The following is a 13092-nucleotide window of genomic DNA, read 5'->3' on the forward strand; positions in this document are numbered from 1 at the left end:
TTTATTTTTAAATTACAGGATAGTTTCCTACACCTTCAGGCCAAGGTGTTAAGAGTTCAAAGCCAGTGTCAGTTACAGCAACCATATGTTCCCATTGCGCAGATAACGAAAGATCTTGAGTAATAACTGTCCATCCGTCATTTAATTCTTTAACCTGTGGTCTACCCGCATTAATCATCGGTTCAATCGTAAAGACCATACCTTTTTTTAATACTAAGCCTTGGCCGCGCTGTCCATAATGTAAAACATTAGGTTGTTCATGATAAACCTTACCAATCCCATGACCACAATATTCTCGAACAATGCTATACCCTTCTCGATGAGCAACTGACTGAATAGCATAACCAATATCGCCTAGTGTAGCTCCTGGCTTAACAGCATGAATCCCAGCAACCATCGCTTCATAAGTTGTATCAACAAGTTTTTTTGCTTGCGGGTTTACATCACCTACAAAATACATGCGGCTCGTATCACCAAAATAGCCATCTTTAATAATTGCGACATCAATATTAATAATATCGCCATCTTTTAAAATCTTATTCGGTGACGGAATTCCATGGCAAACTACTTCATTTACTGATGTACATATTGTTTTAGTAAAACCATGATATCCCACATTCGCAGGAATAACTTTTAAAGTATTTACAATATAGTCATTACACAGGTTATCTAAATATTCAGTAGATACACCCGGTTTAATATATGCCCCTATCATTTCTAAAACTTGTGCAGCCAAGCGTCCAGAAATTCTTAACTTTTCCAGATCTTGTTCAGTTTTTATTGTAACAGTAGAAGCTCTCATTCAGTTTTATCCTCGTAGGCACTGCTTTTACCACGCCTACAAAAATGTAAGTTAATTTAGAATATTCTAGAACGGATATAGGATAGGCTGGAAGCATTAAATGCCCAAATATTCAACATTCATAATAGAAATTCATACTTTTATTTTTGCATAATTTCTTTAAAAAGTCAGAGACAAAAAATGATTTCCTAATTTCTTTCAATGGTTTTTCAAATACATACCTTAACCAGTTGATATTTTTAATATCTATTAAAGGTTTTTATGCTCTGAAAAAAATCTTTTTCACATAAAATACCGCTTGATCATGATCTCTTTTGCTCTAAAATTCCTTCTTTTTTATTAATTTTAATTTATGCAACATCTTCGTACTGGAGATATTATTGCCCTAGGTTTTATGACCTTTGCTCTTTTTATTGGGGCTGGCAATATTATCTTTCCTCCCATTGTCGCTCAACAAGCCGGTGATCATGTATGGCTAGCCGCTATAGGCTTTTTGATTACTGCAGTTGGTCTACCCGTAATTACCATCATGGCACTCTCTCGTATGCAGGGTTCCATTGAAATTATTAGCTCTCCTCTCGGCCGAGTAGCAAGTCTGATTTTAACCGTTGTTTGTTATTTATCAGTAGGCCCTTTATTTGCTACTCCACGTACAGCTACTGTTTCTTATGAAATTGGTTTTTCATCTTATTTTGGAACATCAAGTAGTAGCCTTTTAATTTACAGCGCAATTTATTTTTCATTTGTAACTGTAGTTTCACTTTATCCAAACAAGTTATTAGATACTGTTGGTCATGTGCTTGCTCCCCTAAAAATTATTGCTTTAGCAATTTTAGGTATTGCAGCAGTTATGATCCCAGCGGGTTACGTCCCTGCTCCAATCAACCATTACGTTGAATCTCCAGTTTCGGAAGGTTTCGTAAACGGTTATCTCACTATGGATACTTTAGGCGCATTAGTATTCGGTATCGTAATTATTCAAGCGATTTATTCGCGTGGTGTTACCGATAAAAAATTAGTCACTAAGTATGCGATTATTGCCAGTCTTATTTCTGGTGCAGGTCTTACTTTAGTCTATTTAAGCTTATTCAAATTAGGTGTAGGTAGTCATGAAGTAGCACCAAATGCAGCAAATGGTGCAGTAATTTTACATGCATATGTTCAACATGCTTTTGGCAATATGGGTTCATTATTCTTAACTGGCCTCATTTTCTTAGCATGTATGGTGACAGCGATTGGCTTAACTTGTGCTTGCGGTGAGTATTTTGCTCAGTTAACTAAATTACCTTACAAACTTTTAGTATTCATTTTAGTTGGTTTCTCTTTCATTATTTCTAATCTTGGATTAACCAAACTTATTGCCGTATCAGTACCTGTTTTAAGTGCAATTTATCCACCAGCCATTGTTGTGATTATGCTGAGCTTCTTTTGGAAATTTTGGCACAAACCCTCTTTTATTGTCGGTTCAGTAACAAGTATTGCTTTAATTTTCGGTATTATTGACGGTATTAAAGTTGCTGGTTTTGGTGATTATTTACCTAATTTTCTTCAACATTTACCTTTAAATGAACAAAACTTAGCTTGGTTGATCCCATCTTTAGTTGTTCTAGCAATTACCGTAATTATCGACAAAGTTAAATTTAAAAACATTTAATCTAGTGTCTTTTTTGAAATCGAGTTTTACCCAAACATGATTTTATATATTGAATAAAATGCTGAGTTTACCCAACCGGCATTTTATTTCCACACTACTTTCAATGACAAATCAACTATAGATATAATCAGTTTTTACTGTAAAATTACACTAAAATAATTTTTAGCTTACTAGGAAAGAAGAGCAACAATGAAAAGTAAATATTACCTAACACAAGCAGATGCAGAGTTTTTAATGGAAGAAGCTCAAAAATATGCAATTGAACACAACTTTAAAGTCAGTATCGCTATTGTTGATGAAACAAGTTCTCTACTGTTGATGAAGCGTTTAGATGGTGCTTCACCTTTATCCTCACATTTATGTTTAGAAAAAGCAAAATGCTCTTCAATATCAGGTAGACCTTCAAAATTTTACGAAGAACTTCTGCAAAGTGGACGCTTAGGTTTTTTAAGTATGCCTAGTGCTCAAGGAATGTTAGAAGGTGGAAAACCCATTATTTATGACGGACAAATTTTAGGGGCCATTGGCGTTTCTGGTGTCCAATCTTTTGAAGATGCAGAAATTGCTCAACATGCGATTGATATATTTTTAAAAAAACAAAACAGCTAACCTGAAATGATAGAAAAGAGAAATTATTACACTTTTCATTAAAATATTTTCTCTTTTCTAAAATATTAAGTATTTTATACAAAAATATTTAATATTTACTTTTTTAATACCTTAACCATTTATAAACATAGAGTTTTTTATAAAACTGTTCAAAAAATTTTCTATTCACTATTGAATTGAATTAAAAATAGAAGTACAACATTAAACTTATTCTTGACTAAAACATTCGGTTTTAGCGCAACCACAAGGAGGGATGGAGATGTTATCATTACATTTCAACAAACAAGTCTTCATTAACACTCTGAACAGCAAAGATTCAGTTGTTTATGGAGTAACACCGCTTGCTCTTATGCTGACTTTACTGTTTCAAGGTATGATTAAAGGAAATCTGAAACCCGAATACTTTATGTATGCGATGGTTGTTTCTTTCATATTTTGTGTGTGGGCCTTTGTCGACCATAAGATGCGAAAACTAGCTAAAAGACGTCTTAGTCAACAAAACTCGAATACTTAAAAAATGGATGAGCAATCATCCATTTTTATACATCCAAAAATAAAAAAATTGTTCCGATAACTAAAATAGCTGTAGCTACTAATTCAGTCAAAATTAATCCCACCATCATTAAAGTCATCATCCATGAAGGTAAGCTAAAACGACCTATCTTGTGAGGACGTTTGAATTGATTTGTTGTGTCCTGTAAATAGCCATGTATGATATAAACCAGAATTGAAAAACTAAAAAATAGAATATTTGCGAATACACACCATAAAGTAATATTTTCATTTAAAACAGTAAAATAGCTTAATACAGCTAAAATTAGGCTAGCAGCTGCATATAACAAACTACTTCGATGAGCGATATCCACATAATAATGAGCACGACTTAATTCTGAACGGCGTATTTGCCAATATTTCCATACCCCAGTCAACATCCCTATCCATAAAAATATGCCACTAAATACAATTGCGAGCTGTACAGCTTTCGGTAAATCCATATTTTTTCCAATTATTTGTTTTATTCAAATTTAATGAGCTATATAACATAAATATTGACTTTATAGTCACATTTTAACCAAGTTTCATTTCAGAACTCGTGTAAATTAAAGACATCAATAAACCAATCACTACGAAATATTATGGATAACACTTTTGAATCATTTTGGATGACCTGTAAAGATGATTATCAACTTGCTGCACATTTTTATCCAGCTCAATCCCCAAAATCAGCAAATCCCGTATTGATCTGTCCAGCAACAGGTATTACTAAAAACTTCTATCATTCTTTTGCTACATGGTTAAGCGAACAAGGATATGACGTATTAAGCTTTGATTTCCGTGGAATTGGAGGCTCTTTACACGGGTCTTTGAAGCAAAGTACAGCAAGTATTAATGATTGGGGAGTTCTCGATATTCCTTGTGCAATTGATACGTTATTAGAAAAAACTAAAGCAGAACAAGTTACCCTTCTTGGCCACAGTGCTGGTGGGCAGCTATTAGGAATTGTTCCTAATTTTCATAAAGTAGCAAAAGTTATCGCGGTCGCAGGTTCCACTGGCCATGTAAAAGGTCTTAAAGGTAAAACCAAGTTTTTAGCACCGGTAATGTTCAATGTCATCTTTCCAATTTCTAGTGCTTTTAAAGGTTATGGTGCTACTCAATTTATTGGAATGGGAGAAAACTTACCTAAAAAAGTCGCCCAACAGTGGCGAGAATTTTGCAGCCATCCTGGCTATGTGAAAAATGCTATAGGTAAAACAGTCCATCATGATTTTCATAGTGAAATTATCTGCCCTATTACTTCAATTTGGGCAAGTGACGATGAAATTGCAACCGAGCGTAACGTTGAAGATTTATTAAAACTTTATCCTAATGCGCCCACAAAAATGCTAGAGCTAAATCCCATGAAACTTGGGCATAAATCAATTGGGCACATGCTAATGTTTAAAAAATCACATCAAAACTTATGGTCACTTTTAGAACAGGAAATCCAACACTAATCTATTGATCTTTTACTTTTGCCTCTATACCCGTAATCCGGTATAGAGGTTTTTTTTAATATTAATACCCACTTCTTTTATAAAGTTAGTTTATTAACCTAATAATTATCATAAGAAAACAAAATATATTAATCACCTATTCCTTTGTATTAAAAACAAGCATTATTTACGTAAATACGTCGATATAGCTTTAAAGTTCTGCTATCGTTATTTATACGAAGCTGTTGTTTAAAAACGGTTAAACTAACCTTTTTTTAATACTAACAGCTTCTTTTTTTCTGTTTAGCTAAACCAAAGAAATTGTTCAAGGATAAGTATGCTAGCACTAGAGCCTCGACATATTCATATGAATCAACATGCTGTTGATAAAAAGCATGCATTACAGTGTCTAGTAGATATATTGGTAAAAGATGGGTTAGTTACACCTGACTACATTACAGGACTCATTAATCGCGAACAACAAAGTGCCACCTATTTAGGTCAAGGCATTGCTATTCCCCACGGTACACCCCAATCTCGCGAATTTATTCTAGAAACAGGTATCCGTTTAGCTCACTTTCCAGAAGGAATTATATGGGATGGTGAAAACAGAATTTATTTAGCTGTTGTTATTGCAGCAAAATCTGATGAACATTTACAAGTTCTACAAATATTAACTCGAGCTTTAATGCATGATGTAAGTGAACAGGTAAAAAATGCTAAACAACCTGAACAAATTATTGAAATCTTACAAGCTCAACCATTATCTTTAACTTTGCATGAGAATTTAATTCAAACTGAAATTGAATCTCAAGATATTGAAGATTTATTTTGGTCAGCATCTCAGATTCTAAAAAAGCACAATTTCGTAAAGTGCGGCTTTCTAAGTTCACTTGACCCTGATCAAGTTATTCAACTACAAGATCAAATCTGGTCTATTTCAAGTAGTAAGTTTGTTCAACAACCAGCAATCAGTATCGTAAAGCCTCGCCATGCTTTAGAGCTAGGTGAAAAAAAGTTAAATACGCTAGTTTGTATAGCTGCCAATGAACAATTAGATAGCCAGAGATTTAATCGACTGATTGATATTCTGTTTAATCCAGAGCAAGTTGCACAATTAGACCAAACACAAGCACCAAATGAAATTGCTAAAATCATTGGTGCAGATGTTATTCCCGATTGGCCCCACCGTTCTGTTGTACTCGCTAATGCACATGGATTACATGCTCGACCAGCAACTCATTTAGTAAACCTAACAAAAAGTTTTCAAGGTGATATCCAAGTCGCAGTAGATGAAGGCAATTTTGTTTCAGCTAAAAGTTTGACACGTCTCTTAGCTTTAGGTTGTAAACGCGGCCAAACTTTACGTTTCATTGCTGAACCAGAAACGGATGCAGTTGAAGCTTTAGATAAAGTTATTCTGGCAGTACAACAAGGCTTAGGTGAAGAAGTTGAACCTATAAAATCTTCAGACATCAAAGTAGAGCAATCTAGTGAAATCCCAAGCCATTCAAAACCACTTAGCACAAATACAGGAATTGCTGCTTCAAGCGGTTTAGCTTTTGGCCCTGTACATGTAATTAAACCTACGGTTTACCAATATGAACGCATGGGCTTAAGTGTCAAAGCAGAAAAAGAAAAACTTGATATTGCACTTCACGCAGTTAAAAACAATATTCACCAAGTTATTGCAAAATCTGAAGTGGCTGAAATTAAGCAAATCTTCCAAGCACATTTGGAAATGCTTGATGACCCAGATCTTATTAATGGTGTTTATCAAAAGATTAACCTAAATCTTTCTGCTCCTGCTGCCTGGCATGAGCATATTGAAGCAGCAGCCAAAGAGCAAGCAGCTTTACCAGATCGATTATTAGCTGAGCGTGCTACAGACTTACGTGATATTGGTGATCGCGTTTTGGCTCAACTCTGCGGTGAGGTCATCATCGAAGAACCTAAAGAACCTTATATATTGATCATGTATGACGTGGGACCAAGTGATGTAGCCCGCCTTAATAAAGATCGTGTAGCAGGTATTTTGACCGCCGTAGGTGGTGCAAGCGCTCATAGTGCTATTGTTGCTCGTGCTCTAGGTATCCCTGCAATTGTTGGCGCTGGTGATCAAGTACTAGATATTGAGCAAAAAAGTTCTCTTTTAATTAATGGAGACACCGGAGCTTTTATCTTAAATCCTAATGCTCAACAAATCGAACAAGCAAAACAAGAACGAGACCTTCAGAAAAAAATTCGTGAAGAAGCTGAACGTCACAGCCAAGAACCTGCGATTACTCTAGATCAACATCAAATCGAAATTGCTGCCAATTTAGGAAAAGTTCAAGCAACAGCCCATGCGGTTGAATATGGCGCTGAAGCAATTGGCCTACTCAGGACTGAGCTTGTTTTTATGGCGCATAGTAGCGCTCCGAGTGAAGCTACCCAAGAAGCAGATTATCGTATTGTTTTAGATGCTCTAGCGGGCCGCCCTCTCGTAGTACGTACGCTAGATGTAGGTGGTGACAAACCGCTTCCTTACCTTCCAATTGCTGAAGAAGAAAATCCATTTTTAGGTCTAAGAGGTATCCGTTTAACGCTAAGACAGCCTGAATTGTTGCGTCAACAACTTATTGCTTTGCTTAAAGCTGCAGATGACCGCCCTCTAAGAATCATGTTTCCAATGATTGGCCGTGTGGAAGAATGGCGTGCTGCAAAAACTATTCTTGATGAAGTTAAAGCTGTACATCCATGCACCAACTTACAAGTTGGTATCATGATTGAAGTTCCTTCTGCTGCTTTACTTGCACCTATTCTCGCGAAAGAAGTGGACTTTTTCAGTATCGGAACAAATGACTTAACTCAATATACTTTAGCTATTGACCGTGGTCACCCTATCCTCTCGGCTGAAGCAGATGGCCTCCACCCAAGTATTTTGCAATTGATTGATCAAACTGTAAAAGCTGCACATAAGTATGGTAAATGGGTTGGTATATGTGGTGAACTCGCAGCCGATCCAAAAGCTGTACCTATTCTGATGGGCTTAGGAGTGGATGAGCTTAGTATGTCACCGAATAGTATTCCTTTGGTTAAAGCCCAAATTCGTACACTTAACTACAGTCAAGCTCAAGTGCTTGCAAAGCGTGCACTTGAATGTGATAGCGCTACTGCTGTACGTCAGTTATCCGAACAAGAAATGTAAAGATTAGGAATGGTAATGGCTAAAGTTTTAACAATTACTTTAAATCCTGCAATTGATGTGACTATACAACTCAAAGAGTTACAGATAGGTCAAGTAAACCGCCAAGAATCTGTAGAAATACACGCGGCAGGCAAAGGTTTAAATATTGCACAAGTTTTAAAAGATTTGGGACATGAGGTTATTGTTTCTGGTTTTCTAGGAGCAACAAACAGACAGATTTTCGATGATCATTTTAAAGAAGCTCAATTTCAACCTGAATTTATTTATATTGAAGGTGAAACTCGCCAAAATATAAAAATTGCTGAACATTCGGGACGTATGACTGATTTGAATGGAAAAGGTTTTTTCATATCTGAACTAGATAAGAAAAACCTCTTTCAAAAAATCGAGATGATTTTGCCTCAGGTAGATGTGGTTGCTATTGCTGGAAGCCTACCACAAGGTTTTAGTGTTGATGAGTTACAGCAACTTATTAAGCTCATTCAACAGCAAGGAAAAAAAGTTGCACTTGATACAAGTGGTAAAGCGTTGGTGGCTGCAATTGAATGTCAACCTTGGATGATTAAACCAAATACAGATGAGTTAGTAGAAAGTTATCAGCTTCCTGCTACAACCTATACTGAACAAAAAAAACTTTTTGCAAACTTAGCTAAAATTGAACATGTCGTTATTTCGATGGGTGAAGACGGTGTAAACTGGTTAAATGACACTCACCCACTTCATGCCACAGCACCTAAAGTGATAGTTAAAAGTACAGTTGGTGCGGGTGACTCTCTTTTAGCAGGGATGATTCATGGCTTATTGGGTGGCTTCTCTGCCGAAGAAACATTAAAAACTGCTACCGCAATTGCAAGCCACGCTGTAACACAAATAGGCTTTCGTATTCCTAATACTGAAAAGCTAAACCAATTAAAAGCCCAAACAACAATCAATTCATTGAGTGAATCTGATGCCAACTACTAAACGTTTATTATTTGTTATTAATAGTCCGCAACAGCAAGTCAATGCTTTGATTTTAGCTCGTAAACTTGCACAAGTCGCGTCTCAACAGGGTTATCAAAACAGCATTATTTCGCTTGATGAATTCGAGGTGAATGAAAGCTTTGACCAAGTTATCGTTGTTGGACAACGCCCGAAAAATCTTAATATTTTTAGTACACACCCTTTATCTTTCATTAACATTGAAGAGATCAAAAGTGATACTGATTCAGCTCTTCAAACTGCTTTAGATCATTTTAAATCTGCTCAAGACTGGCAAAATGATAATAGCTTATCAGCAACTACAGCTAAAAAATTTGTTGCGATCACTGCGTGTCCTACGGGTGTCGCGCATACTTTTATGGCAGCCGAAGCTTTACAGCAAGGCGCAGAAAAGCTCGGTTATGAGATTGAAGTAGAAACTCAAGGTTCCGTTGGCGCAAAAAATATCTTATCACCTCAAGCTATTGCTGATGCGGACATCGTCATTCTTGCGACTGACATAGAAGTTAATACAGACCGTTTTGTAGGTAAACGTGTTTATAGATGTAGTACAGGTTTTGCTCTAAAGCAAACAGATAAAGCTTTTGCTGAGGCAATCAGCAATGCGCAAGTTTTAGAACAAGGTAAGCAACAAACTTCTGCAGAAAACAAAGATAAAACCGAAAAAGTTGGCGTATATAAACATCTCTTAACGGGTGTCTCTTATATGTTACCTATGGTGGTGGCGGGAGGTCTTTTAATTGCTCTGTCTTTATGCTTTGGCCTTAATGCAGCTGAACAAGCAGGCAGCTTACCGGCTATATTAAAACAAATTGGTGCCGCTGCATTTATGCTTATGGTTCCAATGTTATCTGGTTATATCGCCTACTCGATTGCTGATCGTCCTGGCCTCGCACCTGGTTTAATTGGCGGCCTACTTGCTTCTCAGTTACAAGCAGGTTTTTTAGGAGGTATTGTCTCAGGTTTTCTTGCTGGCTATATCGCGCTTTTTATTGCAAAAAAACTCAAACTTCCTACAAGTTTAGAAGCACTTAAACCTATTTTAATTATTCCGCTATTAGGTACTTTATTTGTTGGTCTGATTATGTTCTACGTGGTGGGTCAGCCAGTAGCACATATTTTTGAGCTAATGAAAGACTTCCTAAACAATATGGGTACAACAAATGCCGTGTTAATGGGCATTATATTAGCAAGCATGATGTGTATTGATTTGGGTGGTCCAATCAATAAAGCAGCCTACGCTTTTACTGTTGGACTGCTGACAACAAATACTTATATGCCTATGGCAGCCACGATGGCAGGCGGCATGGTCCCTGCTATTGGTATGGCTATTGCAACTTTCATTGCTAGGAATAAATTTAGTACTGGAGAGAAAGATGCCGGAAAAGCAGCTTTCGTATTAGGTTTATGTTTTATTTCTGAGGGTGCTATTCCCTTTGCAGCTAAAGACCCAATGCGTGTTATTCCAACTTGTATTTTAGGTGGAGCTGTGACTGGAGCACTCGTTGCCCTATTCCATTGTGAGTTGGTTACTCCTCACGGCGGTGTATTTGTACTTTTAATTCCCAATGCGATTAATCATGCTTGGTTATATCTTGCTGCAATTGCTGCTGGTAGTATCGTTACAGGGATAAGCTATGCCATTGTTAAGAAAAAAATAGAAGAAAAAGCTGTGACTGTTTCATAATTAAAAAGGGAGAATATAAATTCTCCCTTTTTTTATAAATTATATGTGCCTGATCTCATAAAAATTTAAACTGAAAACTATTTAATATTTAATTTTCTTTCTCTGAGACTTAAATCATTTAATCTGAATAGCTCTTGCCATAATCTGTGTTGGCACTTCTTCTGCGAGTATTACGGTTAGATTGGCTCTTTTGAAATTTAATGGATAAAATTTATTGAAATTATAATTTATAGACAAAAATACCTCTATTTCAAAAGCTTAGTATTTAAAATAATGTTTGAAATTTATTAATAAAAATCAGATATTTAATATAGAAATCTAATTTTATTTTACTAAATAATAGATGTTTCATGTTAAATGTATGGTAAATTTCTCTCACACCAAAACAATATAATGTCATGATATATATAAATATTTTTTATTTAAATATCTTGATTTTTCATAGTTATGACTTTAGAGACAAAAACTTTCTCGTTCAATGCCACGTTCAAATCATAATTTTTTTTCTACGATGCCCTTGCAAGCAATATCGTTCAATTAACGATCAAGCAAGCTTAGATGCAATCTTACATATCCACTCAAAGAGTTTCAGGTACGGCTTTGTTAAACAGTTTTTACCTTTAATAATCTTTGATTATAGCTGAAGAGTATTTAAAGTTCGCAAAGTTATAGGAACACTTTATAAAGATAAGGACAATTAAACCATGTCATTGTTAAATGAAGCTATATAACTTTTGCTCATCAAGTAAAGTCCTGCTATAACTTGCTTGATGAAACTATATTTTTCAACTATTAAAGATAGTTCACCAGGAATGCGATCCACCAAGGTATGGGGAAAAGTCAATGACAAAGAAGTATGCGCGTTTTTTACCTACAACAGAATCTTTTACTCTTGAAGATTTTCCATATTATTGGATTACTCAAGTACATGCTCAATATGTACAAAACATTGATAATGCTTTAAAAAAATATGGTTTAGATAACTCACGTCGACGCATCATGTTGGCTTTAAGCAGCAAGCCCCATGCGAGTGTTTCTGAACTTTCAGATATGATTATTTCAAAAATGTCGACTACCACAAAAATTGTTTATCGTTTGAAAGATGAAGGTTTGGTTGAAACTTACTCTTGCCAAACTGATGGTCGTATCACTCGTGTAGTACTTACAGAAAAAGGGACTGAAATGATCAACAAGATCAATGATCTAACAAGTGTAGTACTTGAGCAGTCTTTTGAAGGTATTACTCCCTTACAGTTAGAAAAAATGATGGAAAGTTTAAAATTACTTTTAAAGAACCTTTCTCGCTAAGATGAAATAAGAATCTATTTATACCCAATAGTTAAGCTCTCATAATGAGAGCTTAACTATTTTAATGTCTCTACTTTAATATTGAGAGAAATAGCATCCCACATAAAATAATCAATTAACCTTCTATCTGTTGACTTGAGCTCTTAACTCCAGTAGAAATTCTCTTTCAATAACTGAATAGCAAATTTCGGAAAATGGCTAAAAGAAAATACAAAAGTGACAAATTTCAGGTACGTCGTATTAACCGTAGCTGGTGGGTACTTGAAAAAGACCTTGAATCAAACTGCTATTTAAAACATGAGCAAGTGGCAACAAAAACCTTAGCAAACAACTATGCTGATGATTATATCGAACAGTACTATATGAATCTGTACATACAACAACAGTTGAACAAGCCAGAAACTGTATAAAAAGCCATTTTGGCTTTTTTTATTTTTATAATTAAAATCTATAAAAATTATGCATAAAAAAAACCTACATCTTGGGGAAAATGTAGGCTATAAAATGCACAAAAAGGAAATATATATCCTTTTTGACAAAAAGAATTTTACGATAATACAAGCTATTATTTTATATTACTTTTGTAAACTTAATAGCGATTATTGTATTTAATTAACCTCTTTTGAGAGCTTCTTTGTTTATATTATGAATAAAATTTGATTTATCAAATTCTTTATTTTTTATCTTTACTCCTTCTACTTTCTTAGTTTTATTTTTAATATGACAAATATATATGCATAATTATAAGCTGCTGTTTTAATAAGTTTTTTACAAAAATAAGCATAAATATTTTTTTAAAGAAAGATAAATAAAAATTAATAAATAACAAAAACATAAATTAAATCTTTAGTATATATTAGTTTTAATAACTCAATTTTAGTTCAA

General features: G+C 35.0%; 11 protein-coding genes. 9 read left to right on the forward strand and 2 right to left on the reverse strand.

The annotated features are described in order from the left end of the window. Window positions 1–7: 7 nt before the first annotated feature. On the reverse strand, window positions 8–802 hold the full coding sequence (gene map / locus HMPREF0013_RS12670) for a type I methionyl aminopeptidase (RefSeq protein ID WP_002121088.1): 795 nt from the start codon (window positions 800–802) through the stop codon (window positions 8–10). Window positions 803–1154: 352 nt separating this feature from the next. Between map and brnQ the strand changes: the two genes are divergently transcribed. From brnQ to HMPREF0013_RS0105350, 3 genes are all read left to right on the forward strand, one after another. Continuing rightward, window positions 1155–2456, forward strand: a complete 1302-nt coding sequence (gene brnQ, locus HMPREF0013_RS12675; RefSeq protein ID WP_002120935.1) for a branched-chain amino acid transport system II carrier protein — start codon at window positions 1155–1157, stop codon at window positions 2454–2456. 189 nt (window positions 2457–2645) lie between these two features. Further along, complete coding sequence (locus HMPREF0013_RS12680) at window positions 2646–3065, forward strand: GlcG/HbpS family heme-binding protein (RefSeq protein WP_002120910.1); 420 nt, start codon at window positions 2646–2648, stop codon at window positions 3063–3065. Between the two features lie 259 nt (window positions 3066–3324). Next, window positions 3325–3579 carry a hypothetical protein gene (locus HMPREF0013_RS0105350; protein WP_005068965.1) on the forward strand — a complete coding sequence of 85 codons (255 nt, stop codon included), beginning with the start codon at window positions 3325–3327 and terminating at the stop codon, window positions 3577–3579. A 25-nt stretch (window positions 3580–3604) separates the two neighbouring features. Here the strand turns inward: HMPREF0013_RS0105350 and HMPREF0013_RS12685 are convergent, their stop codons facing one another. Then, complete coding sequence (locus HMPREF0013_RS12685; protein ID WP_002121040.1) at window positions 3605–4060, reverse strand: hypothetical protein; 456 nt, start codon at window positions 4058–4060, stop codon at window positions 3605–3607. Window positions 4061–4201: 141 nt separating this feature from the next. On the opposite strand from HMPREF0013_RS12685, the gene HMPREF0013_RS12690 reads away from it, so the two are divergent. The 6 genes from HMPREF0013_RS12690 (at window position 4202) to HMPREF0013_RS12715 (ending at window position 12617) form a co-directional block, all read left to right on the forward strand. Beyond that, window positions 4202–5062 (forward strand): alpha/beta fold hydrolase, encoded by an 861-nt coding sequence (locus HMPREF0013_RS12690; RefSeq protein ID WP_005803435.1) that lies wholly within the window; start codon window positions 4202–4204, stop codon window positions 5060–5062. 316 nt (window positions 5063–5378) lie between these two features. Next, window positions 5379–8231, forward strand: a complete 2853-nt coding sequence (gene ptsP, locus HMPREF0013_RS12695; protein WP_005803437.1) for a phosphoenolpyruvate--protein phosphotransferase — start codon at window positions 5379–5381, stop codon at window positions 8229–8231. 15 nt (window positions 8232–8246) lie between these two features. After that, window positions 8247–9194 carry a 1-phosphofructokinase gene (pfkB, locus tag HMPREF0013_RS12700; RefSeq protein WP_002121033.1) on the forward strand — a complete coding sequence of 316 codons (948 nt, stop codon included), beginning with the start codon at window positions 8247–8249 and terminating at the stop codon, window positions 9192–9194. Then, window positions 9181–10899: a fructose-specific PTS transporter subunit EIIC gene (locus HMPREF0013_RS12705; RefSeq protein WP_002121001.1), complete on the forward strand. Its 1719-nt coding sequence runs from the start codon at window positions 9181–9183 to the stop codon at window positions 10897–10899. The genes pfkB and HMPREF0013_RS12705 overlap by 14 nt, the downstream gene beginning before the upstream one ends. Before the next feature lie 843 nt (window positions 10900–11742). After that, window positions 11743–12207, forward strand: a complete 465-nt coding sequence (locus HMPREF0013_RS12710) for a MarR family winged helix-turn-helix transcriptional regulator (RefSeq protein WP_002121027.1) — start codon at window positions 11743–11745, stop codon at window positions 12205–12207. 194 nt (window positions 12208–12401) lie between these two features. Then, window positions 12402–12617, forward strand: a complete 216-nt coding sequence (locus HMPREF0013_RS12715) for a hypothetical protein (protein ID WP_002120955.1) — start codon at window positions 12402–12404, stop codon at window positions 12615–12617. Window positions 12618–13092: the final 475 nt, after the last annotated feature.

The sequence above is a fragment of the Acinetobacter sp. SH024 genome (genome assembly GCF_000163635.1).
Lineage (GTDB): Bacteria > Pseudomonadota > Gammaproteobacteria > Pseudomonadales > Moraxellaceae > Acinetobacter > Acinetobacter pittii.